This is a genomic window from Salinisphaera sp. RV14 (assembly GCF_052044135.1).
Taxonomy (GTDB): domain Bacteria; phylum Pseudomonadota; class Gammaproteobacteria; order Nevskiales; family Salinisphaeraceae; genus Salinisphaera.
On record NZ_JBQDYF010000001.1, the window covers coordinates 470703 to 493354 of the forward strand.

At 65.6% G+C, this 22652-nt stretch carries 24 protein-coding genes; 20 read left to right on the top strand and 4 right to left on the bottom strand.

Annotated features, from left to right (window positions below; all coding sequences use genetic code 11):
• Positions 1 to 2 precede the first annotated feature (2 nt).
• From rpmD to rplQ, 9 genes are all read left to right on the top strand, one after another.
• Complete coding sequence (gene rpmD / locus ACS8Y6_RS02195; RefSeq protein ID WP_440850427.1) at positions 3 to 188, top strand: 50S ribosomal protein L30; 186 nt, start codon at positions 3 to 5, stop codon at positions 186 to 188.
• A complete protein-coding gene (rplO, locus tag ACS8Y6_RS02200) occupies positions 189 to 617 on the top strand; it encodes a 50S ribosomal protein L15 (protein ID WP_440850428.1) in 429 nt (142 codons plus the stop codon). It abuts the gene before it with no gap.
• A gap of 2 nt (positions 618 to 619) precedes the next feature.
• Complete coding sequence (gene secY, locus ACS8Y6_RS02205; protein WP_440850429.1) at positions 620 to 1963, top strand: preprotein translocase subunit SecY; 1344 nt, start codon at positions 620 to 622, stop codon at positions 1961 to 1963.
• Between the two features lie 59 nt (positions 1964 to 2022).
• Positions 2023 to 2139 carry a 50S ribosomal protein L36 gene (gene rpmJ / locus ACS8Y6_RS02210; RefSeq protein WP_006913650.1) on the top strand — a complete coding sequence of 39 codons (117 nt, stop codon included), beginning with the start codon at positions 2023 to 2025 and terminating at the stop codon, positions 2137 to 2139.
• A gap of 118 nt (positions 2140 to 2257) precedes the next feature.
• Positions 2258 to 2614 (top strand): 30S ribosomal protein S13, encoded by a 357-nt coding sequence (gene rpsM, locus ACS8Y6_RS02215; protein WP_037341317.1) that lies wholly within the window; start codon positions 2258 to 2260, stop codon positions 2612 to 2614.
• A gap of 38 nt (positions 2615 to 2652) precedes the next feature.
• The gene (rpsK, locus tag ACS8Y6_RS02220; RefSeq protein WP_424818802.1) at positions 2653 to 3054 is read left to right on the top strand and encodes a 30S ribosomal protein S11; all 402 of its coding nucleotides are present in this window, start codon (positions 2653 to 2655) and stop codon (positions 3052 to 3054) included.
• A 27-nt stretch (positions 3055 to 3081) separates the two neighbouring features.
• On the top strand, positions 3082 to 3705 hold the full coding sequence (rpsD, locus tag ACS8Y6_RS02225) for a 30S ribosomal protein S4 (protein WP_440850430.1): 624 nt from the start codon (positions 3082 to 3084) through the stop codon (positions 3703 to 3705).
• 39 nt (positions 3706 to 3744) lie between these two features.
• Positions 3745 to 4731, top strand: coding sequence for a DNA-directed RNA polymerase subunit alpha (locus ACS8Y6_RS02230; RefSeq protein WP_440850431.1), 987 nt, complete (start codon positions 3745 to 3747; stop codon positions 4729 to 4731).
• Between the two features lie 52 nt (positions 4732 to 4783).
• A complete protein-coding gene (rplQ, locus tag ACS8Y6_RS02235) occupies positions 4784 to 5167 on the top strand; it encodes a 50S ribosomal protein L17 (RefSeq protein WP_440850432.1) in 384 nt (127 codons plus the stop codon).
• A gap of 386 nt (positions 5168 to 5553) precedes the next feature.
• Here the strand turns inward: rplQ and ACS8Y6_RS02240 are convergent, their stop codons facing one another.
• On the bottom strand, positions 5554 to 8583 hold the full coding sequence (locus ACS8Y6_RS02240; protein WP_440854894.1) for a DUF748 domain-containing protein: 3030 nt from the start codon (positions 8581 to 8583) through the stop codon (positions 5554 to 5556).
• Between the two features lie 71 nt (positions 8584 to 8654).
• On the opposite strand from ACS8Y6_RS02240, the gene ACS8Y6_RS02245 reads away from it, so the two are divergent.
• Positions 8655 to 9521: an NAD(P)-dependent oxidoreductase gene (locus tag ACS8Y6_RS02245; protein ID WP_440854895.1), complete on the top strand. Its 867-nt coding sequence runs from the start codon at positions 8655 to 8657 to the stop codon at positions 9519 to 9521.
• Between the two features lie 251 nt (positions 9522 to 9772).
• Here ACS8Y6_RS02245 and argH read toward each other — a convergent pair whose 3' ends face one another.
• A complete protein-coding gene (gene argH, locus ACS8Y6_RS02250) occupies positions 9773 to 11164 on the bottom strand; it encodes an argininosuccinate lyase (RefSeq protein ID WP_440854896.1) in 1392 nt (463 codons plus the stop codon).
• Positions 11165 to 11251: 87 nt separating this feature from the next.
• Here argH and ACS8Y6_RS02255 point away from each other — a divergent pair, with 87 nt between their 5' ends.
• From ACS8Y6_RS02255 to cynS, 8 genes are all read left to right on the top strand, one after another.
• A complete protein-coding gene (locus tag ACS8Y6_RS02255; protein WP_440850436.1) occupies positions 11252 to 12307 on the top strand; it encodes a sensor histidine kinase in 1056 nt (351 codons plus the stop codon).
• A 5-nt stretch (positions 12308 to 12312) separates the two neighbouring features.
• On the top strand, positions 12313 to 13035 hold the full coding sequence (locus ACS8Y6_RS02260; protein WP_440850437.1) for a LytR/AlgR family response regulator transcription factor: 723 nt from the start codon (positions 12313 to 12315) through the stop codon (positions 13033 to 13035).
• A gap of 63 nt (positions 13036 to 13098) precedes the next feature.
• Positions 13099 to 14019, top strand: a complete 921-nt coding sequence (gene hemC / locus ACS8Y6_RS02265; RefSeq protein ID WP_440850438.1) for a hydroxymethylbilane synthase — start codon at positions 13099 to 13101, stop codon at positions 14017 to 14019.
• Between the two features lie 16 nt (positions 14020 to 14035).
• On the top strand, positions 14036 to 14806 hold the full coding sequence (locus tag ACS8Y6_RS02270) for a uroporphyrinogen-III synthase (RefSeq protein ID WP_440850439.1): 771 nt from the start codon (positions 14036 to 14038) through the stop codon (positions 14804 to 14806).
• A 33-nt stretch (positions 14807 to 14839) separates the two neighbouring features.
• Positions 14840 to 16705 (top strand): uroporphyrinogen-III C-methyltransferase, encoded by a 1866-nt coding sequence (locus ACS8Y6_RS02275; protein WP_440854897.1) that lies wholly within the window; start codon positions 14840 to 14842, stop codon positions 16703 to 16705.
• Complete coding sequence (locus tag ACS8Y6_RS02280; protein ID WP_440850179.1) at positions 16705 to 17883, top strand: heme biosynthesis HemY N-terminal domain-containing protein; 1179 nt, start codon at positions 16705 to 16707, stop codon at positions 17881 to 17883. The genes ACS8Y6_RS02275 and ACS8Y6_RS02280 overlap by 1 nt, the downstream gene beginning before the upstream one ends.
• Before the next feature lie 27 nt (positions 17884 to 17910).
• Complete coding sequence (locus ACS8Y6_RS02285) at positions 17911 to 18789, top strand: SDR family oxidoreductase (RefSeq protein ID WP_440850178.1); 879 nt, start codon at positions 17911 to 17913, stop codon at positions 18787 to 18789.
• 152 nt (positions 18790 to 18941) lie between these two features.
• Positions 18942 to 19388, top strand: coding sequence for a cyanase (gene cynS, locus ACS8Y6_RS02290; RefSeq protein WP_440850183.1), 447 nt, complete (start codon positions 18942 to 18944; stop codon positions 19386 to 19388).
• A 36-nt stretch (positions 19389 to 19424) separates the two neighbouring features.
• Here cynS and ACS8Y6_RS02295 read toward each other — a convergent pair whose 3' ends face one another.
• Complete coding sequence (locus tag ACS8Y6_RS02295; RefSeq protein WP_440850177.1) at positions 19425 to 19562, bottom strand: hypothetical protein; 138 nt, start codon at positions 19560 to 19562, stop codon at positions 19425 to 19427.
• 47 nt (positions 19563 to 19609) lie between these two features.
• Complete coding sequence (locus ACS8Y6_RS02300; RefSeq protein ID WP_440854898.1) at positions 19610 to 20248, bottom strand: EF-hand domain-containing protein; 639 nt, start codon at positions 20246 to 20248, stop codon at positions 19610 to 19612.
• A 215-nt stretch (positions 20249 to 20463) separates the two neighbouring features.
• Between ACS8Y6_RS02300 and ACS8Y6_RS02305 the strand changes: the two genes are divergently transcribed.
• Entirely contained in the window at positions 20464 to 21186 is a 723-nt protein-coding gene (locus ACS8Y6_RS02305; protein ID WP_440850175.1) for a response regulator, read from the top strand.
• Complete coding sequence (locus ACS8Y6_RS02310) at positions 21183 to 22517, top strand: ATP-binding protein (RefSeq protein ID WP_440850174.1); 1335 nt, start codon at positions 21183 to 21185, stop codon at positions 22515 to 22517. The genes ACS8Y6_RS02305 and ACS8Y6_RS02310 overlap by 4 nt, the downstream gene beginning before the upstream one ends.
• The last annotated feature ends 135 nt before the right edge of the window (positions 22518 to 22652 follow it).

Below are 22652 nucleotides of genomic sequence, written 5' to 3' on the forward strand. Positions count from 1 at the left end.
TCATGGCAGACAAGCGGATCAAAGTTACGCTGATCAAGAGCCCCATCGGCCGCATTGCGCGACATCGCGCCTGCGTACGGGGCCTGGGTCTGCGTCGTGTGAATCACTCGGTCGAAGTGACCGATACCCCGGAAAATCGCGGCATGATCAACAAGGTTGCTGACATGCTTGCGGTCGAGGAGGCTTAAATGAAGCTCAACGACCTGCATTACACTGAGGGTTCCCGTCCGGACGCCAAGCGCGTTGGCCGCGGGGCCGGTTCGGATCTCGGCAAGACCGCGGGTCGCGGTCACAAGGGCCAGCATTCGCGCAGCGGCGGTTATACGAAGGTCGGCTTCGAAGGCGGCCAGATGCCGCTGCAGCGCCGTATTCCCAAGCGTGGCTTTCACGCGACCGGCTCGGGTGTGGTTGAAGTCCGTCTGGACAGTCTGAACAAGTTGAGCGGCGAGATTGACCTGGCTGCGCTCAAGGCGGCCCGTCTTGTGCCGCGCCAGGCGCGGGGTGCCAAGATCATCGCTTCCGGTGAGCTGTCCTCGGCGGTGACGCTGAAGGGTGTGGCGGCGACAGCCGGCGCCCGTCAGGCGATCGAATCGGCGGGCGGTTCGGTCACCGCATAGACATGGCCAAGCGTCCCAACAACGCAGGCGGCGGCATGATGCCCAACGCCGGTAATCTCACCGAGATCCGGCAGCGGCTGTTATTCCTGCTCGGCGCGCTGATCGTGTTCCGTATCGGGAGCTTCATTCCGGTGCCCGGTATCGATCCGGCGGAGTTGGCCCGGTTGTTCCAGCAGCAATCGGGAACGATTCTCGACGTCGGTGTCATGTTCACCGGTGGTGCGTTGAAGCGCTTGTCGATCTTCGCTCTGGGCGTGATGCCTTATATCTCGGCGTCGATCATCTTCCAGCTCCTAACGGCCACCGTGCCGTCGCTCAAGGAGCTCAAGAAGGAGGGCGAATCGGGCCGGCGCAAGATCACGCAGTACACGCGCTACGGCACCGTGGTACTGGCCGGCTTCCAGTCGGTCGGCACCGGCGTGGCGTTGTGGAACCAGGGCATCGCCCTGAACGGGGTGAGTGAGTTCAGTTTCATCTTCACCACGGCGATCACGCTGACGACCGGCGCCCTGTTCCTGATGTGGCTCGGCGAGCAGGTCACCGAACGCGGCATCGGCAACGGCATTTCGATGTTGATCTTTTCGGCGATCGTGGCCGGACTGCCGTCGGCGATCGGCGGTACGCTGGATCTGGTACGGACCGGCGAGCTCAGTTTTTTCTTCGTCGTGGCGTTGTTCGTCGGTGCGCTGGCGGTGCTGGCGTTCGTGGTGTTCGTCGAGCGTGCACAACGGCGGATTCCAGTGCATCACGCGCAGCGCCAGAGCGGTCGGCGGATGTATTCCGCCCAGACACAGCATCTGCCGTTGAAACTGAATATGGCCGGCGTCATCCCGCCGATCTTCGCCTCCAGCATCATTCTGTTCCCGGCGACGATCATTCGCTTTCTGGGTCAGGGCGGGAGTGTGGCGAACTGGGTGTCGAATGCGATCGCGCCGGGGCAGCCGCTGTATGTGCTGTTCTATTCGGGGATGATCATCTTCTTCTGCTTCTTCTATACCGCGTTGGTGTTCGACTCGCGCGAGACAGCGGATAACCTGAAGAAGTCCGGTGCATTCATCCCGGGGGTTCGGCCCGGTATTCAGACGGCCAACTACATCGATACGGTGCTGACGCGGCTGACGGTCGCCGGCGCGGTCTATGTGACGCTGGTCTGCCTGCTGCCGGAGTTGCTGATCCTCAAGTACAACGTGCCGTTCTATTTCGGCGGCACGTCGCTTCTGATCATCGTTGTGGTGGTCATGGATTTCATGGCGCAGTTGCAGGCTCATCTGATGTCCCATCAGTACGAGGGCCTGATGCGCAAGAACAATCTAAAGGCGGGCGGCCGGGCCGGCATGCTGCGATAGCAGCGTGTCGCCCGCTGTTCGGCGGTCATGGTGACGTGAGTCACGTGTAGAGGGACGAGATGAAAGTTAGAGCATCGGTCAAAAAGATTTGCCGCAACTGCAAGGTCATTCGCCGCAATGGCGCGGTGATGGTGATTTGCTCGACGGATCCCCGGCATAAGCAGCGCCAGGGCTGATTCGCTTCGGCGGTATTGTCAAAGTCAGTTTTTAAGGATATGATGGCGGGCTTTTCCGGCGTCGTTCGCGCCTTTTGAAGCGAACACGTCCGCACCCGCGAGCTGGGAGTTCAATCAAATGGCGCGAATCGCTGGAGTCAATCTCCCGATCAACAAGCATGCAGCCATTGCGCTGACGTCGCTTTACGGCGTGGGTCATACCCGCGCTCGTGAGATCTGCAAGGAGGCCGGTGTAGCCACCGACACCAAGATCAAGGATCTCACGGAAGGCGAAGTCGAGGCGCTGCGTGCGCAGGTGCAGCAGTACACGATCGAAGGTGACCTTCGTCGCGAGGTGTCGATGAACATCAAGCGGCTGATGGACCTCGGCTGCTACCGCGGCATGCGTCACCGTCGCGGGCTGCCGGTGCGCGGTCAGCGCACGAAGACCAATTCGCGGACTCGCAAGGGCCCGCGTCGTCCGATTCGTCGATAAGCGCCGTTTCCGCGCGAGATCACAGGTAGATAGACATTATGGCGACAGCATCCACCTCGAACAGCCGCAGCCGCAAGGCGCGCGCGCGTCGGAACGTTACCGATGGTATCGCGTTCGTGTATGCCACGTTCAACAACACCATCATCACGATTTCCGATCGACAGGGCAACGTCTTGTCGTGGTGCACTTCCGGCACCTGCGGATTCAAAGGCTCGCGCAAGAGTACGCCGTTCGCCGCGCAGGTTGCGGCGGAGCGTGCCGGCGAGGGCGCGTCGCAGTACGGCGTCAAGAATCTCGAGGTTCGCGTGAAGGGCCCGGGCCCGGGGCGTGAAGCCGCGGTGCGCTCGCTCAATGCGTCGGGCTTCAAGGTGACGAGCATCATCGACGTGACCCCGATTCCGCATAACGGCTGTCGTCCGCCCAAGAAGCGCCGCGTCTAGCGCGCTTCGCGACATAGGTAAATAATCATGGCGAAATACACCGGTCCCAAGTGTAAGCTTTCGCGTCGCGCCGGCACCGATCTGTTGCTGAAGGGCCGCGGCCGTTCGCTTGAAGGCAAGTGCAAGATCGACACGCTTCCGGGTGCCCAGGGCACCGCGCGTCGTCAGCGTCTGTCCGACTATGCGCTGCAGCTGCGCGAGAAGCAGAAGCTGCGGCATATGTACGGGGTGCTGGAGAAGCAGTTCCGCAACTACTACAAGAAAGCAGCTAGCCAGAAGGGCGCCACCGGCGTGCTGCTGCTGCAGCTGCTGGAGTCGCGTCTGGACAACGTCGTCTATCGGATGGGGTTTGCGGCGACGCGCGCCGAAGCGCGTCAGCTGGTGAATCATAAGGCCGTGGCGGTCAATGATTACCCGGTCAACATCCCGTCGTACCAGGTCCGGGAAGGCGATGTGATCGCCATCCGCAACAAGGCCAAGCAGCAGAACCGGATCATCGAGGCGGTTCAGGTTGCTTCGCAGATCGGACTCGCGGACTGGGTGGAAGTCGACGAGAAGGGCCTGAAGGGCACGTACAAGTCGGTGCCGGATCGTGATCAGGTATTGCCTGACATCAACGAGAATCTGGTCGTCGAGCTCTACTCCAAGTAATCAAGGCCGCGCTGCATTCGCAGCCAGAGGTATTTGCATATGCAGTCCAACGATTTGCTGAAGCCGCGCCTGGTCGAGGTGGAGCGTGTGAGCGAGCGGCGTGCCAAGATCTCGCTCGAGCCGCTCGAGCGTGGTTACGGGCATACCCTGGGCAACGCCATTCGTCGCATTCTGCTGTCGTCGATTCCGGGCGCTGCCATCACCGAGGTCAGCATCGACGGCGTGCTACACGAGTACACCACCGTCGACGGCATGCAGGAAGACGTTATCGACGTCCTGCTGAACCTGAAGAACGTCGCCGTGCGCATGCACGAGCGTGACGAGGCCGAGTTGCACCTGCACAAGTCGGGTGAGGGCGCGGTGACCGCGGGCGACATCGTCACGGATCACGATGTGGAGATCGTCAACCCCGACCTCGTGATCGCGCATCTGACCAGCGGTGAGTTGCGCATGAGCATGAAGGTGCGCAAGGGCCGCGGTTATCACGCCGCGCAAAGCAAGGCGGAGCCGGGCGAAGAGGACACCGGGGCCAGCGAGATCGGCGGCCTGCGTCTCGACGCTTCGTTCTCGCCGATCCGCCGAGTCAGTTATTCGGTCGACCGCGCGCGCGTCGAGCAGCGCACCGACCTCGACAAGTTGATTCTCGATATCGAGACCAATGGCAGCGTGGAGCCGCAGGACGCCGTGCGGACGGCGGCTGCCACGCTCTATGATCAGCTGTCGGTGTTCGTGGACCTGGAAGCCCGCGAGGAGGCGTCGCGCCAGGGTGATTCCAGTGCCATCGATCCGACGCTGCTCAAGCCGATCGAGGATCTGGAACTGACTGTTCGCTCGACCAACTGCCTGAAGGCGGAAGACATACACTATGTGGGCGATCTGGTTCAGCGTACCGAAACCGAGCTGATGCGCACGCCAAATCTGGGCAAGAAATCGCTGACCGAAATCAGCGAAGTGCTGGCCGAGCATGGTCTGAAGCTGGGTATGACGGTCGAGAACTGGCCGCCGGCCGAACTCGAGAAAGCCTAAACGCACCGGAATCATGGAAAGCCGGTCGTCCCTTCGCTAAGGAATCATCGTTATGCGTCATCGCAAAAGCGGCAGCAATCTAGGGCGTGAGTCCTCGCATCGCGCTGCCATGCTCAAGAATATGTCCTCCTCGCTTTTCAAGGAGGAACTGATCCGGACCACGTTGCCGCGCGCCAAGGAGTTGCGCCGCATCGCGGAGCCGTTGATCACGCTGTCCAAGACCGATAGCGTTCACAATCGCCGTATCGCCTTCTCGCGCCTGCGTGACAAGGAAGCGGTCGGCAAGTTGTTCGGTGAACTCGGCACGCGATACGCCGATCGCCCGGGCGGGTATCTGCGCATCCTCAAGTGTGGCTATCGTCCCGGCGACAATGCGCCGATGGCGTTCGTCGAACTGGTTGATCGTCCCGCGGTCGCGGATGACGACGACGAGTGATCGGCTGCGGGTAAGCGCCTGAGTCGCTGCAAGCCGGCCCCTCCAGGGCCGGTTTTTTTTTGGGGCGGGCATTTGTCGCGGGGACGACAGGCAATGCCGGTCGCGGCCCGTCCGCGAGCGTGCCGGCGCGGCCGTTGCGGTTGGCATGTGGCATGCGTGACGATCGTCGCGGGGCCGGTGGCGCACGGCGTGACGCCGGAGCACGGACGCCGCCTCCGCCCGGTGCGAATACGCACGCCAGGTCCCGGACAGTGGCGCGTCTTCTTGCCGACAGGGGCGGGGGCAGCGGGTGGGCATCGACGGGGCCCACGACGTGCGTGCCGTGCAGTCGGCGTCCATCGGTATGGATTCGGGGGATGAATGCGTCGGGGACAATAGAAGCAGCGTTAATGCTTGTCGAGCGAAAACTTCACGGCGGGCCTGGCTTGATTGCTGTCGGCCACTGACGGGTCGCCCGCGATGATGCGGGCCGGGTTGACGTTGCGGGCCGCCAGATAGTCCTTGACCGCACTCTGGCGTCGCCGCGCGAGCTGTTCCAGCCGGGTATGCCGCGCGGCGGGCGTGCCATGGAGCTTCAGGGCCTTGGCGTCCGCCGGTACCGCCTGGCCGGCGATGTGCAGCGTCCAGCCGGGGTGGCTGCGCATGGCCTTGGCGATGAGCGCCAGATAGGTGCGGTCCGCCGGCCGGACGTAGTGCTTGCCCGTGGCGAAGAGGGCGGGGCGGTCCTCGACCGAGCGGAACAGGTTGAGAAAGCTGTTCTTGGCGTTGTTGAGCAGCCCGAGCGGTGAATAGTTCGACAGCAGGGCAGTGCGCAGACCCGCCAGGACGGCCTCGCGGATCAGGTTGTTGAGCGAGAAGTACGGGGTGGTGACGTCGCCGAGGATCTTGGTGCGGAAATGGATGATGTCGTTGTGCCCGCGGAGCAGCTTGAGCGCGGTGTTCATGGAAATGCCGTACGCGATATCGGTTTCCGTGGTCGCGCTGTTGGCGAGGCGGAAATTGGTCAAGGTGGTATCGAGAACACCGTTGAGCTGACCCTTGGTGGCGGACAGGTTGAGCGTGCCATCCGCGACGCCGTTGGCGATCCGGCGCCCCATGGCCGCGTCGAGATAACCCGACAGTGGCGCAAGCGCGAGGGAGCGCAGCCAGGCGTTCAGATCCATGCGGATGCCGTGGGGCGCAAACGGTGCGATCTTGCCGCGGCTGTCGAAGTGACCGTAGGCGCCGACATCGAGCCCGAGGGTATAGCGGGCGTCCTGGTTCGGTTTGGCCGTGTCGAGGTTGTCGAGGGTGAAATCCAGCTTTGAGCCGGTCACGTGAACGGCCGGCGTGGTCGTCTTGTCGACGAAGGCGATGGCCGGGCCCGACAGATGCAGATGATCCACTGCGTAGGTCGCACCGGCCGCGCCGGAACCGGACGCCGCGCCCGGGCTCGAGGCTTTCGCATGCGGTTTCGACGCCTGCTTCGACGCGGCGCCGGTATGGCCCGAACTCGCGGTCATACTGCCCACGAATTGGCTGATGACGCCGATACCACGCTTGTCGTGCCGTACATGGATGTTGGTGCCGCCCAGCACGAGATCATGGACGCGGTAATGCTGCAGGTCCTGTAGGGCAAACTGTTTCGCCTGCATCGACACGGCCCGTATGGCCGCGCCGTCGCCGTGGCTGTCGCCGAGCATGCGGATCCCGCTCGCCTTCAGATCGGCCACGTGGATGGCGTCGAGGCTGTCGATGGCGATGCCGCTGGCATTCGCTTGCAACAGCTTGATCCAGGGCGCATTGATGGCGGTATCGACCGCTTCGAGCTTGTGGCTGTGCGCGTCCCCCGACAGCGTCAGCCGCAGCGCCCGGCCGCTGGCGTCGGGTTGCTCGGCGTACTGGCCGTCGAAGCCGAACTGTGTGGCCAATATCCGGATCGGGGCGCCCGGTATGCTCAGGTGTACGTTGCGGGCCTCCAGCTGGCCTTTTGCACGGCGCGAGAACAGCTGGGCGCTGTGCAGGGCGACCTTGCCCTGCCAGGCCACATGGTCGGCGGTGACGTGGCTCGTTTTCGGCACGTCGAACACGAGCTGGTTGCTGGTGAGGTGGCCGTCGGTCTGGATATGCGTGCCGTTGCCGGCCAGGCGGGTGGTGGTCTTGCCGTTCCAGTTGAGCGTGGCGCTGTTCAGATCGACTGTGGCCGGCACCGTCAATCCCATGCCGGTGGCCGTGAAGCCGCCATCGGTGTCGACCCGGGTCTCGTCCGGGGTGAGCGTGAGGTTCAAGTCGCCGGTGAGATGCTCGGCGGCGCTGGAGAGTTTGAGCCAGTTGCCGGAGACCAGATGGGTATCCTGCGCGGTCAATTTGCCGTGGCTCGTGACCCGGGTCGCGCGCTGGCCCAGTGTCGCCTCTGCCTTGCCATTCCACGATGCGCTCTTCTGGCGGAAGTCGAGCTGGCTTGCGCGTTTGGCGACCACGTTGGCAAGCGCCACCTTGCCATCGGCGTGGATATGTCCGGGCTGGCCGTGGCCGCGCCCGAGTGTGGCCTGTTCGTCACCCTGCCAGGACAGACTGTCGCCCCGGACATCGGTGCCGTCGGTGGTGGCCAGATGGGCGTTGTGCCATGCGCTTCGGCCCTTGACGCCGAGCGTCAATCGGCCGTCGGCGGCATACGTCATCGATAACTGTTGATCCGCGTCGAGACGACCGTCGAGCGCCGTGACATAGCCCAGCCGAGCCACCGGCATGAACGCCTGCATCGGGAAGTGGGATGCCTTGAGCGTGAAGTTCGCGCGCCGCGTAGCGCCCAGCGGGCGCAAGTGGCCGTGCAGGTCGAGTCGGCCGTCGGCCGCCCGTAGCTGTATGGATGCGGCCGTGGTCTGTTGCGGCTGCCAGGTGGCGATGGGGCCGATGTGCAGGCCGTGGACCACCAGTGTCTGATCGACCGCCGGGTGGTCGGCATGCGTCGGCGCGCGATAGCGCAGGGTGACCTGATCGACCGCGACTTCGCCGACGCCGAATCCCCAGTTGTGCTGCCCGCCGCCCGCACTGTGCACCGGAATCGGTACGCCGGCGATCGTGGGTTGTTGTCTGGCGTTGCGGCCGGCATCGATGTGCGCATCGGCGAGCCGAATATAAGACAGATCGATGTGATGATCGGTCAACGGCCAGTAATCGATATTGACCGCGAAATGGCCGATGCGGAAGCGGCGATTGTCCGAGCCGTGGCCGCTGACATCGTCGAGACTGATCTGGCCGGTGAAGATATCGGCGTGCACGTGGCCGATATCCGCCGTGATGCCTTCGGCTTTCAGATAATGCTGGAGGGCATGCCGCACGACGAAAGGCGGGGCGATGATCAAGGCGGCCGCGATCATTACGATCAGCGCGCCGGTTGCGATCAGCGCCCATTGCGCGCCACGTCTGACTGCCATGTGTTCGTCGGTTTGGGCCCTCGGTTTCAAAAGCTTATCATCGATCGGAAACCACGCATGGAATCGAAGTCATGAACAGTGCATTTCTGGGGCTCGGCGGCATGGGCCACGGCATGGCCGCCAATCTTCACGCGGCCGGTCTGCTGACGGCCGTCTATAACCGCACTACCCGCCGGGCCGAGGATTTCGCCGGCGAACACGATGTGAAAGTCGTCGCCGACCCGGCCGAGGCCGCCGCGCACGCCGAGGCGATCGTGATCTGTGTCTCGGCGGATGACGATGTGCTGGCCATGGTCGATGCCCTGACCGGCGCGCTGACCGAGCGGCATGTCGTGATCGATTGCTCGACGGTGGCCAGCGATACCGCCCGGGAAGCGGCCCGACGCGTCGGCGAAACCGGGGCGGCGTTCGTCGACGCCCCCGTCTCCGGCGGCACGGAAGGGGCCAAGAACGGCACGCTGTCGATCATGGTCGGCGCCGACGACGCGGTGTTCGAACGCGTCAGGCCCGTGCTCGAGGCCATGGGCTCGGGCATCACCCTGATGGGGCCGATCGGCTCCGGCCAGGCGACCAAGGCGGTCAACCAGATCATGGTGGCCGGCATCAACCAGGCGGTGTGCGAGGCCATGCGCTTTGCCGCCGCCATGGAACTGCCGCTGGACAAGGTGGTCGACGTGGTCGGCTCGGGCGCGGCCGGCAACTGGTTCGTCAACCATCGCGGCAAGACCATGGTGCGCGACGTCTTCGACCCCGGCTTCAAGCTCAAGCATCACCACAAGGACCTCGGCATCTGCCTGCACATGGCAGGCTTGAAGCACGGCAAACTACCGCTGTCGGCCAAGACGCGCGAGGAATACGAACAGCTCATGGCCGACGGCCATGGCGACGAGGATATCTCCGCGCTCTACCGCGCCCGGGCGGATCTGTTCGAGCAATAGAACCCGGTCCGCGGGAAAGCCGTCCGCAAATGAACGCAAAATAAACGCAAATCAAAAACGATTTTCTGTCTTATTGGCGTTCATTTGCGGACCGTTCTTGCCAGAACGCCCTGAGGATATCTCCGCGCTCTACCGTGCGCGCTCCGGTCTGTTCGGCAAGTCAGCGCCGTTCCGTGAGGGCGGAGTAGCGCGGTCCGAAAAGCAGTTTGTCCGCGATCTGCGGACGGTTTTTCTGAAACCTTCTCCGCGATTCAGCTTTGCAGCTTTTGGCGCGCCCGTGCCGCGGCGGCGCGTACCTGGTCGGGCGCGGTGCCGCCGATATGGTTGCGGGCGGCCACCGAGCCTTCCAGCGTCAGCACTTCGTAGACGTCTCCGCCGATCGCTTCGGAATACTCGCGCAGGGTGGCCAGTTCCAGTTCGGCCAGGTCGCGGCCTTCGCGGATGGCACGCGAGACACAGTTGCCCACGATCTCGTGGGCATCGCGGAAGGCGACGCCGGCCCGCACCAGGTAATCCGCCAGATCGGTGGCGGTAGCGAAACCGCGGCGCGCGGCTTCCCGGCATTGTTCGCGCTTGACCGCGATATGCGGGGCCATATCGGCGAACAGGGCCAGGCACGCGCCGACGGTGTCGGCGGTGTCGAACATCGGGATCTTGTCTTCCTGATTGTCGCGGTTGTAGGCCAGCGGCTGGCCTTTCATGAGTGTGAGCAGGGCGGTGAGATGGCCCTGTACGCGGGCGGTCTTGCCGCGGGTGAGCTCGGCCACGTCGGGATTTTTCTTCTGCGGCATGATCGAGGACCCGGTGCAGTAGCGATCGGGCAGTTGGACGAAATCGAAGGCCGGGCTCATCCACAGGATCAGTTCCTCGGAAAAACGCGACAGATGCATCATGATCGTCGCCGACGCCGAGACGAATTCAATGGCGAAATCGCGATCGGATACCGCGTCCAGCGAGTTATCGATGACGCCGTCGAAGCCGAGTTCGTTGGCCACCATCTCGCGGTCGATGGGAAAGGTGGTGCCGGCCAGCGCGGCGGCGCCCAGCGGCAGCACGTTGGCACGGGCGCGGATCTGGGCCAGCCGCTCGGCGTCGCGCGCCAGCATCGCCTGCCAGGCCAGCATGTGGTGGCCGAAAGTCACCGGCTGGGCCACCTGCATGTGGGTAAAGCCCGGCATGATGGTATCGGCCTCGCGTTCGGCGAGTTCGACCAGCCCGGCGCGCAGCCGGTTGACTTCGCCGAGCAGCGCATCGAGCGTGTCGCGCAGCCACAGGCGCACGTCGGTGGCCACCTGATCGTTGCGCGAACGCGCGGTGTGCAGCTTCTTGCCCAGCGCGCCGATATCCGCGGTCAGCCGTGCCTCGATGTTCATGTGCACATCTTCGAGCGCGGCGTCCCAGGGGAATTCACCGGCGCTGATACGGGCCTCGATGGCTTTCAGGCCGGCCTCGATCGCGCCGAATTCATCGGTGGTGAGCACGCCGATGGCCGCCAGCATGCGGGCATGCGCGATCGATCCCGCGATGTCGTAGGGCGCCAGCCGCGTCTCGAACGAGATCGATTCGGTGAACGCGGCCACCCGGGCATCCGGGCCCTCGGCGAAACGGCCGCCCCAGGTCTGATGGCTCGATTGCGTGCTCATCGGTGCATCCATTGCGTGCGCAGTGGGCGCGAGTATAGCAATGCGCCGGCTTGACGCCGTGGCCCGGGTATTCAAAAACTGTAGGCGATGCCCGAGTCCGAATCGCCGACCGCCATACTGCCCGACTTCTGTACCGGCGCGCGCGTGCTCCGTGTGCTTCTGGTGTGTGAGGCGGTGGCGATCGTGCTGGCGCTGGGCGGCTCGATGTCCGGCGATCTATGGCGGCGGCTGTTTCTGTTGTCGGTTTATCTTCAATGGATCGGCGTTTGCAGCGCGGCGGCACTGTGTCTGATACGCCGCTACGCGCAGGGGCGGGATACGCGCATCGTGGTGGCCCTGTCATACATCAGCCTGCTGTTGGTGACCCTGGCGGTCACTGAAATCGTGTTCGCGGCCGGGCGGTTCACCGGGTTCGGGTTATTGATCGAGCACAGTGGCCAGGGGGCGTTCGTGCTGCGCAGCATGGGCGTCTGCGCGGTGGTCGCGGCACTGGGGCTGCGTTATTTCTGGTTGCGCGCGTCCTGGGCGGCGCACGCCGAGGCCGAGCTGCGCGCCCGGCTGGAAGCGCTCCAGGCCCGTATCGAGCCGCACTTCCTGTTCAACACGCTCAACAGCGTCGCCGCACTGATCGCGTCTCGGCCGGCCGAGGCGGAAATCGCGCTCGAGGATCTGGCGACGTTGCTGCGGGCCCGCCTGAACGCCGAAAGTCCGGCCGCGATCCGGCTCGCCGACGAAATGCGTCTCATCGATGCCTACGTCCGCATCGAGAAACTGCGCCTGGGCGACCGGTTGGCGATGGACGTCGATCTGTCGCCGGCCGCAAGGGAGGCGCGGCTGCCGTCGCTGTGCCTGCAGCCGCTGGTGGAAAACGCCATCGGCCACGGCGTGGCGCGCTTGGCCGACGGCGGGACGGTCCGGGTCCGCGCCTGGGTGGAGGCCGGGGCGCTGTGCGCCGAGGTGCGCAACCCGGTGGCGGCGAGCGCCGGACGTGCGCCGGGACATCGCCAGGCGTTGTCGAATATCCGGCGTCGACTGGCACTGGTTTACGATGGGCAGGCCGGGCTCGATTTCATGCATGACGACACGTGGTTCACGGTTAGGCTTGTACTACCCCAACAAGAGCGAGAAGACGCGCTGAAATGAATGTCATGATCGTCGACGACGAGCCGCTCGCACGCGAGCGGCTGCGCCGCATGATCGAGACCTTTCCCGGCCATGCCGTGATCGGCGAGGCCTCGGAGGGCCGGTCGGCCATCCAGCGCGTGTCCGAATTGGCGCCGGACGCCGTGCTGCTGGACGTGCACATGCCGGGTATCGATGGCCTGCAGGTGGCGCGCGAACTGGCCGACACCGATCTGCCGCCGGCGGTGATCTTCATCACGGCGCACAGCGAGCATGCGTTGTCGGCGCACAACAGTCAGGCCGACGGCTACCTGCTCAAGCCGGTGCGGCGCGATGATCTGGCGGCCGCACTCGCCCGGGCGCGTCAGCCGAGCCGGGCGCAGTACAGCGCGCTCGCTGGCCAGCCGGACGGCCGCGGCCCGATGGGCTATGTGAGCGCACGCACCCGCGATGGCATCGAGCGCGTGGCGATTCGCGACATTCTGTATTTCTGGGCCGACCGGAAATACACCTCGGTGTTTCATATGCACGGCGAACTGCTGATCGAACAGTCGCTGGCCACCCTGGAACAATCGCTGGCGGACAACTTCATGCGGGTCCACCGCAAGGCGCTGGTCGCCCGTGCCCACGTCACCGGACTCAAATACAATAGTGACGGCAGTGCCTGTCTGACCCTGCGCCACATCGACGCCACGGTGCCGGTGTCCCGGCGCCGCCTGGCCGAGGTCCGGGCCCTGCTCGAATCCTGATTCATTCGCGGCGGTCCTTTGCTGCCGATCGCCGAGAAAACGACCACCCGCGAGCCTTTGTTCATGCCCAAGACCCTGCGTATCGCCACCCGCCAGTCCGAACTCGCACTGTGGCAGGCCCGTCATGTGCAGTCGCGCCTGGCGATCGCCCTGCCCGACACCGACGTCGAACTGCTGCCGATCCGGACCGAGGGCGATCGCGTTACCGACCGGCCGTTGTCGGCCATCGGCGGTAAAGGATTGTTTCTCAAGGAACTCGAAGCCGCGATGACGAATGGCGAAGCCGATCTGGCAGTGCATTCGATGAAGGACGTGCCGGCCGAACTGCCGCCCGGATTCGCGCTGCCGGTGGTGCTGGCGCCGGCGAGCCCGCTCGATGCGTTCGTATCCAACACCTACGACACCCCACAAGCCATGCCGGCCGGCGCGGTCGTGGGTACGTCCAGCCTGCGTCGCGCCGCGATGATCAAGCATCTGCGCCCGGATCTGGAGATCCGGAACCTGCGCGGCAATGTGCAGACCCGTCTGGCCAAGCTGGATGCCGGCGAATACGACGCCATCCTGCTGGCCTGTGCCGGGCTGGAGCGGCTGGAACTGGCCGCGCGCATCCGCTGCGAGCTAAGCCCCGAGCAGAGCCTGCCGGCGATCGGCCAGGGCGTGCTCGGCATCGAGATCCGTGCCGCCGATGACGACACCGCCGCCGCCATCGCCGCGCTCGACGACGAATACACCCATGTGCGCATCGACGCCGAGCGCGCGGTCAACAGTCGGCTGGAGGGCAGCTGTCATCTGCCGATCGCGGCGCACGCCACGCACGACGGCGTCATCTTGCGCCTGCGGGCCTGTGTCGGGCGCCCGGACGGCACGCAGATGGTACGCGACGAACTCAGCGGGCCGGTCGACGAGGCCACGGCGCTCGGGCATGCACTGGCCGAACGCCTGCTGGCCGCCGGCGCCGACCGCATCCTCGCGGCTCTCGGCTGAGCCGCACGCGATTCGCATGTCGCCCCCTGATCTGTCCGGTGCCACGGTCTGGCTGACGCGGCCGATCGCGCAGGCCGGGGCATGGCGCGCCGCTTTCGAAGCGGCTGGCGCGAATGTGCTGGTGGAGCCATTGCTGGTCATCGAGCCGCCGCCCGATGCTGCGGTGGCCGCGGCCGCGCTCGACCGGGCGGAAGCCGCCGATATCGTGATCGCGACTTCGGCCAACGCGGTGGCGGGCGCGGCCCGTCTGCGCCCGTACTGGGCGCCCCGGGGCACGCTTGTGGCCGTCGGCGCGGCGAGCGCCGAGGCGCTGTCGCGTTATACCGGCGTCGCCGTGGCCAGGCCCGGGCGTGCCGATTCGGAAGGGTTGCTGGCGTTGCCGCGACTGCGCCGGGTGGCCGGGCGGCGCGTCGCACTGCTCTCGGGCCAGGGTGGGCGGGCGGCGCTGGCCGATGCCCTGATCGCGCGTGGCGCGCAACTCGACAAGATTGCACTGTATCGCCGCGCGCCCGCGGCGATCGGCGATGCGCGGCTGCGGCAATTGCTGTCGGCGGATGCCGTGATCGTGACCAGCGCCGAGGCCTGGCGGCATCTGGCCACCCTCGCCAGCGGTGCCAAACGCGCCCGGCTGGCGCATCTGCGGTTGGTGGCGGCCAGCCAGCGTGTGGTACAACAAGCCGGCTGCGACGTTGATGATTGGTCGGTGGAACCGGTGGTCATCGAACGCATGGATGCGGCGGGCGCAGTGGCTGCGCTGGACCGCATCTGGCCGGTCCGTGGACAATGACGGTAACCGACACCGGGGGATAGCCGCTACCTTATGACTCAAGACAAGCGCGACAAGAACGACGCCGACCGAGCCCAGTCCTCGGCCAAGCCCGAAGACAACAGCCAATCGAGCGGCAGCAAGCCGTCGAAGGCCGGCCCGAACACGGCGTCGGCGGCCGGCGACAGGCCGGCAACCGACCACAAGGCGGCGCCGGGCGATGGCGGCCGGGGCCAATCGGCGGCCGGGTCGGGCGCTTCCGGTGGCGAGTCGAACAAATCGGGCGGCCAGGCCGCGTCCGGGCAGAAAAGCGCTTCGAGCCCCGGTGCCGAAACCCGGGCCGCGGCCGGCGCCTCGGCGAGTGCGAAGCCGTCCGACGGTGCCCGGGAAACGGCCAGGACCGGCGGCGACTCGCGTCAGGACGCCGACCGCGGCAAGGCCAGGTCCACGTCCGCCGGAAGCACGGCCACCGCCGGCTCGGGCACGAAGTCGTCCGGCGCCGCCAGCGCCGGCGCGAGCCCGCGTTCGGGCGCGCCGGGCACCCGCAGCGCGGCCACGAGCGGCAGCGGCAGGAACGCGACCGCGTCGTCAGGCAGTACGGGTAGCGCTGCCGCGAGCACGGCTGGTGGTAAGCAGGGCTCGGGCCCGGGCGGCACGAAACGCGATGGCAAGCGGCGCAACATCGGCCTGGTCGTGGCCGTGGTCGCGCTGATTATCGCCATTCTCGCGGCGGCCTCCAGTGGCTATCTCTGGTATCACGGTCAGCAGCGCATCGGCGATCTGGACTCGCGTATCAACACCGTTGATAACAGCCTGCAGCACAATGTCCAGAAAGTGATCATGCCCAAGCTGTCCGATATGCATGATCGGTTGCAGAAGTTCTCGCAGCGGACCGATCAACTGTCGCAGAAGCTGGACCAGCGCCAGCAGCAGATCGCCCAGTTGCAGCAGACCATCCAGCATGTTCAGGCGCAGAACAAGCAGTTGTCGGATCAACTCGGAGGCGATCACAGCCGGTTCGTCGACCAGCGCATCGCCTTGTTGCTGGAAGCGGCCAACCAGCGGCTCCAGATCGAGCATGATCCGAAGGGCGCAGCCCGGGCGCTGTCGCTGGCCGACGACGCCATCCAGCGCAGCGGCGATCCCGAGTTGCACCCGGTGCGTGCCAAGATCGCCAGCGAGAAGGCCGCGCTCAAGGCGTTGCCCAACCCCGACATCGAGGGCCTGTCGCTCAAGTTGTCGAATGCGATCAAGCAGGTCCCGAAACTGCCGCTCAAATCCCATGTGCCGAGCCACTACCAGCCGCAGCCCGGCCACGGGGGGGCCGCGAGCGCCGGCGCGCAGGGCGGCGACAGTGGCGATACGCTGGAATTCGCCGGCATCAAGCTGGCCCGGATGTGGCACCAGTTCGTTGACTCGGCCGGCAACGCGCTGTCGCAGATGGTCACCATCCGGCATGCCAACGGCACCGAAAACGCGCCGGCATTGATGGCGCCCGACCAATCGTATTTCCTGGTTCAGAACCTGCAGCTGCAACTGCGTACGGCCCGTCTGGCCCTGCTGGGCGGCGATGCGCAGACCTATCACGATGCGCTGTCGCAGGCGCGAGACTGGATCCGCAAGTATTTCGATACCAGCGATTCGTCGGTTTCGGCGGTGCTGGATGACCTGTCCCAGCTGTCGCAGGTCAAGCTCAATTGGCAAGCGCCGGATCTGTCGTCCAGCCTGAAAGCGCTGCGCCGGATCATGGCCCACGATCGGAACAACGAGAGCAGCGGAAATGGCGCGTCGCCCGCGGGTGGCAGCGCCTCCGGTCAGTCCGGGTCCGCCGGGTCGTCCGACAGCGGGGCCGCCCAGCCCGGGCAGGCCGAACCCGGCGGCAAGCAAGGCAATAACGCCAACACCGCGGGGAGCTCGTGATGCGTCGTCTGCTGCTCGCTTTCTTTGTCTTTGTCCTGCTCGGTATTCTGCTGTCGCTGCTGTTCCGGCATCACCCGGGCTATGTGCTGATCGCCTTCCACGGCTGGCAGATCGAGACCTCGCTGCTGTTCGCCTGTGCCGCCGCGCTTCTCGGCGTATGGGTCCTGGCCCTGGTTTGGCGCATCTTCGTCACGCTCGTGTTCGCGCCACGCAATATCCGGGGCTTTTTCGGCCGGCGTCGTCAGCGCAAGGCGCGGCGTTCGCTCTACGCGGGGCTCGAGCATCTGGCCGAGGCCCGCTGGGCCCTGGCCGAGGCCGAACTGCAGTCCCTGGCCGAATCGAACGAGGCCCCCGGGCTGAATCATCTGTTCTCCGCACGTGCCGCGCAGCAGCAGGCGCATCTGGGCGATCGCGACCGCTATCTGCACAAGGCGTCCGAGCGCAAGTCGATCAGCGAACTGGCGGTGCGCATCACCCAGGCCGAGCTGCAGATCGCGGCCGGCCAGACGGCCGAAGCCCAGGCCACGCTGACGCGTTTGCATGAACTCGAGCCACGCCACCCCTGGGTGCTGCGCATGCTCGCCGAGCACGCCATGGCCTGCGGCGATTACGACCGGGTCTACGGTCTGCTGCCCGAGCTCGGCAAGTATGCCGCGTTGTCAACGGAACGCGTGCGCGAGATGTCGATCGCGGCCCATCAGCATCGGTTGTCGCAGCAGCGCGATATCGGTGGTCTGACCGCGGCCTGGCGTCACATGTCGAAGGATTTGCGCCAGGCGCCCGAGATCGTGCGTCACTACGCGCAGTGCCTGAAGCAGCAGCGTGCGGATGACGAGGCCGCGAACGTGATCCGCAATACGTTGAAAAAACAATGGGTCGCCCCGTTGGCGCTTATCTTCGGTGACCTGCAGTGCAGCGACGAAACCGAACAGCTGGCAACCGTCGAGGAATGGATCAAGATCCACGGCCGCAAACCCGAGCTGATGCTGGTGGCCGGCCGTTTGTGCCTGCGCAATCAGCTCTGGGGCCGGGCCCGGAGTTACTTCGAAGCCAGCCAGGCGCAGCACGCGCGCGCGGATGCACTGCTCGAACTCGGCCACCTGTTCGAGCAGATCAACGAAGTGGACCAGGCGCGCTCGGCCTATCGGCGCGGGCTGGAACTGCGCGCCTCGCAATGAGGTGGCGCCGGCGCGCGGACTGACGTCGTGGCTGCGGTGGGCATCTCGACCCTGATCGTCGGTTGCGGCGATACCGGTGTCCGGCTCGCTGCACGTGCGGTGGGGGCCGGCGACGACGTACTGGGCGTGGTGCGCAGCGCGGCATCCGCAGCCCGCGTGCGTGCCGTCGGCGCCGATTCATTGGCGTGCGATCTGGATCGAGAGATCGGTGCGCTGCCGGCGTGTCGTCGACTCGTCTACAGCGCGCCGCCGTCGCGCGATGGCGAGACCGACGAACGCATGCGACGGGTTCTGGCGGCGATGCCGGGTGTGCCGGCGCATGTCGTGTATATCAGTACCAGCGGGGTGTACGGCGATTGCAGCGATGACTGGGTCGACGAAACCCGTCCCGTGGCGCCGGCCAGTGCCCGCGCCAAGCGGCGCGTCGACGCCGAACGACAGATCGTGGCCTGGGCCCCGCATGCCGTGATCCTGCGCGCGCCCGGCATCTACGGGCCCGGCCGGCTGCCGGTCGATCGCGTCCTGGCCGGCGAGCCCGTGCTGGCCGATGCGGCCGGGGGGTGGACCAATCGCGTGCATATCGACGATCTCGCCGGCATGGCCTGGCGCGTGGCGCGGCAACAGCCCCCGCACACGATCTACAACGCCTGCGACGGCGCGCCCACGCGTCGCGAAGCCTACTACGACACGCTGGCGGAATTGCTCGACGCGCCGCCGCCACCCCGGATCGACTGGGCCGAGGCCCGGCAGCGATTCTCGGCCATGCGCCTGTCGTTTCTGGCCGAATCCCGCCGTCTGTCGAACCGGCGAATCGTGGCCGACACCGGCTATCGATTGGTGTTCCCCGACTACCGCGATGGGCTGGTGGCCAGCCTGCGCGGGGAGAACACAAGCGCCGGGTACTGAGCGGCGCGCGACCGGGGCCGGCGACCTCGGCTCGATCACCGGCGTCGCGCCGCCCGATCCGGCGGCCGGTGGCCCGCCATGGCACGTTTTCTGCAGCATGCCGAGCGTCGCGTATTGCGGCCTTATTCACCATGGCGGGAGACCGATCCGTGATCGATAAACAACAGATGAAACGCGCCATTCTCGAGGCCAAGAAAGCCAAGGGGATGCGTTGGAGTGAGATTGCCGAGTCCATCGGCATGGCGCCGGTCTGGACCGCATCGCTGGCGCTGGGCGAGGCGTCGGCCACCGAAGAAATCGCCGAAAAATTGTGTGCCCTACTCGATCTCGACGCCCAGGTGGCCGAGGCTTTGCAGGAGCCGCCGCTTAAGGGGCAGTGGCTGGATCGGACGGTACCCACCGATCCGATGATCTATCGTTTCTACGAGATCATGGCGGTTTACGGACCGGCGGTGAAAGCCTGTGTCCACGAGGAATTCGGTGACGGCATCATGTCGGCCATCGATTTCATGATCGATGTGGAGCGGGTGCCGGACCCCAGGGGCGACCGGGTCAAGATCACCATGAACGGCAAATTTCTGCCCTATGTACGCTGGTAGCCGGGCGCGCGTTCTGCCCGTGTCGTGGGCGATGCGTCAGGCTGGCATCGCCTGCGGGTTTTCAATCGCCGTGATGCCCTGAATACGCTGCGGCTGGTAGGCATCCGGTACACCCGCGGCGGGCAGGATGATGCCATCGGCGGCTTCGTTGTCGCCTGGAACAGGCCGGCGCATTGCGCCGGCCCTTCGCGGGGAGGCATGCCCCATCGATCGGTGCGCGATCAGTCCGCCTCGCCCTGCGCCTGACCCGAGTCCGGCTTGTGCCAGTCATGCCGGTGATGATGCCAGTGCTGGGCGGCCTTGTTCCATTCAGCCGCGGAGACATAGCCGTCGTTGTTGCGGTCCATATGGGCGAAGATCTCGTCGGTGCTGGGCTTGCCATGATCGCCCCGGCGGTGGCCCTCGTGCTGGCTCCAGCGGTGATGATCGTGATCGCCCGGCCCGGGCGCGTTCCCCGGATGGCTGGAGGGCGGGGGTGGCGGCATGTCGCCTTCCGGCGGGCCCATGTGATGGCGGCCCATCGGCGGTTTCATCTCGTCGGCCGAGATCACGCCGTCGCCGTTGGCGTCCAGCTTGGCGAACAGGCGATCGGCGCGGGCCCTGGCCTGCGCCTCGAATTCGCTTTTCTCGATCTTGCCGTCGTGATTGGTATCGAGCTTGTCGAACATCTGTGGCTTGATCACGTCCGGCAGCCGGGTCATCTCGGCAGCCGTGAGCCGGCCGTCGCCGTTGGTGTCGAGTTTTTTGAAGATGGCCTGGCTGTCGGGGTCGTGATCCGCTGCGCTATTGTCGGCGGCGAACCCCACGGCCGAGACCGACAGGCCGGCGGCGATCAGGGAAAGCGTTAAATATTTTTTCATCACGTACTCCTTTGCGGATGAGCGTGGGGCGCTGCGAAGGCGCCTTCCACGAGGCTCATTACCGCCCGGAAGTGTCCTTCAAATCTGTCGCAAGGCCACGAGTTTGTCGCCGATTGTGTCAGGCGGGCGCGCTGGCGTATTCGGTTACAAGATCGGGCCGGGTGACGGCGCGGCGCGCGTTATATTGGCGCCAGAGTCCGTACACTGCCCGCGTCATGGCCGAATCCAGTCCGCATATTCTGGTGGTCGACGATCATCGTGATATTCGCGATTCGCTGAGCCGCTACCTCGTCGGCCACGGGTACCGTGTATCGGCGGCCGCGGATGCCGGGGCCGCGCGTCGCCAGATCCGCGATGCCGCGCTCGACCTGGTGATCCTCGACATCATGATGCCGGGCGAGGACGGGCTGTCCCTGTGCCGCTGGCTGCGCGAGACCACGGCGATTCCGGTGATCCTGCTGACCGCCGTGGCCGAGGAGACCGATCGCGTGATCGGTCTGGAAATGGGCGCCGACGATTACGTCACCAAGCCGTTCTCGCCGCGTGAGCTGTTGGCGCGCGTGCGCGCGGTACTGCGCCGGGCGGCATCCTTGCCCGCTCAGCGCGACGTGGTCGACGACCAGATCGTGCGCTTCGATCGCTGGGTCTTTCACGTCGCGCGCCAGGAACTCGAGGACGAAACCGGGCTGTCGGTGGCGCTGTCGACCGGCGAATTCCGGCTGTTGCTGGCCTTCGTACGCCGCCCGAATCGGGTGCTGTCGCGTGAACAGTTACTGGACCTGACCCAGGGGCGCGAGGCCGAGGTGTTCGATCGCAGCGTGGATAACCAGGTCTCGCGGCTGCGGCGCAAAATCGAGCGCGATTCGACCCGGCCGCAGCTGATCAAGACGGTCTGGGGCGGCGGTTATCGCTTCACCGCGACGGTCGGCGGCCAATGAAGCGCTGGCGCCCGCGCGGGCTGGCCGCGCGTATTATCGTACTGACGCTGCTGGCGCTTGTGATCTCCCAGTGCGTGAGTTATCTGAGCTTTCGTAGCGGGCGCGACGGCTTTATCGAACACATGATCAGCGATTACATGAGCCAGTCGGTGATCTCGGTGGACCACAGTCTGCGTTACGCCAAGCCGGGCCACGAGGGCGATCTGGTGCGTTCATTGTCGAGCCGGCCGGTGCGCTTCGATCTGGTCCGGCGACCGCCGCATTGCGCGGTCCATAACGCGGACTCGCGCCGTTATGCTCGCGATTTTGCCGAGCGCTTGGACGTGTCGCCGTCGCGGGTGCGGGTTTGTGTCGGTCGCGGCCTGATGCACACCCGACACGATCCGGGCCGCATGGCGGTTGAGCTGGCGTTTCGCCGGGACGATGGACGCTGGCTGGATGTCCGTCAGCGCCTGCCCGGGCAGATCGACCACTGGGCGCACGAGTCGCTGCGCAATCTATTGATCACGCTCGCGCTGATGAGTGTGGCGGTGATCTTTGCCAGTCGCCGGATCACGCGGCCGCTACTCGATCTGGCTTCGGCCGCCGAACGCTACGGCCGCGGCGAGCGCATCCACCCCATCCGCGAACGGGGCAGCGACGAAATCAAGCGCACGATCGTCGAATTCAATCGCATGCATGAGCGCATCGATCGTTTCGTGGCCGAGCGCACGCGGCTGGTGGCGGCCCTGGCGCACGATTTGCGCACGCCCATCACCGCGCTGCGGCTGCGGCTGGAATTCTTGCCCGACGACGACAATACGCGTGCGATGAATGCCACGCTCGCGGATATGGCGCATATGTCGGAGGCGGCGCTCACCTTCATGCGCGAGGAAGCCAGCGCCGAGGCCACGCGGCGCATGGATCTCACCGCGCTGGTCGATGCCGTGGCCGAGGATTACCGGGCCGCCGATGCGCCGGTACGATTCGAACCGGGCGCGCCGGTGCCGTTGGTCTGCCGTCCCGTGGCCATTCGGCGCGCCTTGCGCAACGTGATCGACAATGCGCTGGCCTACGGCGAGGTCGCCGAACTCGCGCTTGCCGACAGCGCGCAGCAGGTCGTCATCGAGGTCGCGGATCGCGGGCCGGGGATCGGCGAAGCCGAGATGGGTAAGGTGTTCGACGCCTTCGTGCGCCTGGAAACCTCGCGCAATCGCGAGACCGGCGGTGTCGGTCTCGGCCTGTCGATCGCACGGTCGGTGATCCGTGCCCACGGCGGCGACATCACGCTCGCCAATCGGCCCGACGGCGGACTCGTGGTGCGCATGACGCTGCCCCGTGCACGGGCCTGAAGCGCGCCGCGAAAACAGATACTGGGCCGGGCGATTGACCCGGCATCAAAACAGCTGACTTCATCCGCTGTTTTCAACGCCTTCAAAAATAAAAGCCGGCGCCTGTCCGGTTTTTATTTTCAACGACTTCGCGGC

Excerpts from the sequence above, each read along its gene's own strand:
- rpmD (WP_440850427.1), top strand. The coding sequence starts at position 3 with ATGGCAGACAAGCGGATCAAAGTTACGCTGATCAAGAGCCCCATCGGC.
- rplO (WP_440850428.1), top strand. The coding sequence starts at position 189 with ATGAAGCTCAACGACCTGCATTACACTGAGGGTTCCCGTCCGGACGCC.
- secY (WP_440850429.1), top strand. The coding sequence starts at position 620 with ATGGCCAAGCGTCCCAACAACGCAGGCGGCGGCATGATGCCCAACGCC.
- rpmJ (WP_006913650.1), top strand. The coding sequence starts at position 2,023 with ATGAAAGTTAGAGCATCGGTCAAAAAGATTTGCCGCAACTGCAAGGTC.
- rpsM (WP_037341317.1), top strand. The coding sequence starts at position 2,258 with ATGGCGCGAATCGCTGGAGTCAATCTCCCGATCAACAAGCATGCAGCC.
- rpsK (WP_424818802.1), top strand. The coding sequence starts at position 2,653 with ATGGCGACAGCATCCACCTCGAACAGCCGCAGCCGCAAGGCGCGCGCG.
- rpsD (WP_440850430.1), top strand. The coding sequence starts at position 3,082 with ATGGCGAAATACACCGGTCCCAAGTGTAAGCTTTCGCGTCGCGCCGGC.
- ACS8Y6_RS02230 (WP_440850431.1), top strand. The coding sequence starts at position 3,745 with ATGCAGTCCAACGATTTGCTGAAGCCGCGCCTGGTCGAGGTGGAGCGT.
- rplQ (WP_440850432.1), top strand. The coding sequence starts at position 4,784 with ATGCGTCATCGCAAAAGCGGCAGCAATCTAGGGCGTGAGTCCTCGCAT.
- ACS8Y6_RS02240 (WP_440854894.1), bottom strand. The coding sequence starts at position 8,583 with ATGGCAGTCAGACGTGGCGCGCAATGGGCGCTGATCGCAACCGGCGCG.
- ACS8Y6_RS02245 (WP_440854895.1), top strand. The coding sequence starts at position 8,655 with ATGAACAGTGCATTTCTGGGGCTCGGCGGCATGGGCCACGGCATGGCC.
- argH (WP_440854896.1), bottom strand. The coding sequence starts at position 11,164 with ATGAGCACGCAATCGAGCCATCAGACCTGGGGCGGCCGTTTCGCCGAG.
- ACS8Y6_RS02255 (WP_440850436.1), top strand. The coding sequence starts at position 11,252 with ATGCCCGAGTCCGAATCGCCGACCGCCATACTGCCCGACTTCTGTACC.
- ACS8Y6_RS02260 (WP_440850437.1), top strand. The coding sequence starts at position 12,313 with ATGATCGTCGACGACGAGCCGCTCGCACGCGAGCGGCTGCGCCGCATG.
- hemC (WP_440850438.1), top strand. The coding sequence starts at position 13,099 with ATGCCCAAGACCCTGCGTATCGCCACCCGCCAGTCCGAACTCGCACTG.
- ACS8Y6_RS02270 (WP_440850439.1), top strand. The coding sequence starts at position 14,036 with ATGTCGCCCCCTGATCTGTCCGGTGCCACGGTCTGGCTGACGCGGCCG.
- ACS8Y6_RS02275 (WP_440854897.1), top strand. The coding sequence starts at position 14,840 with ATGACTCAAGACAAGCGCGACAAGAACGACGCCGACCGAGCCCAGTCC.
- ACS8Y6_RS02280 (WP_440850179.1), top strand. The coding sequence starts at position 16,705 with ATGCGTCGTCTGCTGCTCGCTTTCTTTGTCTTTGTCCTGCTCGGTATT.
- ACS8Y6_RS02295 (WP_440850177.1), bottom strand. The coding sequence starts at position 19,562 with ATGCGCCGGCCTGTTCCAGGCGACAACGAAGCCGCCGATGGCATCATC.
- ACS8Y6_RS02300 (WP_440854898.1), bottom strand. The coding sequence starts at position 20,248 with ATGAAAAAATATTTAACGCTTTCCCTGATCGCCGCCGGCCTGTCGGTC.
- ACS8Y6_RS02305 (WP_440850175.1), top strand. The coding sequence starts at position 20,464 with ATGGCCGAATCCAGTCCGCATATTCTGGTGGTCGACGATCATCGTGAT.
- ACS8Y6_RS02310 (WP_440850174.1), top strand. The coding sequence starts at position 21,183 with ATGAAGCGCTGGCGCCCGCGCGGGCTGGCCGCGCGTATTATCGTACTG.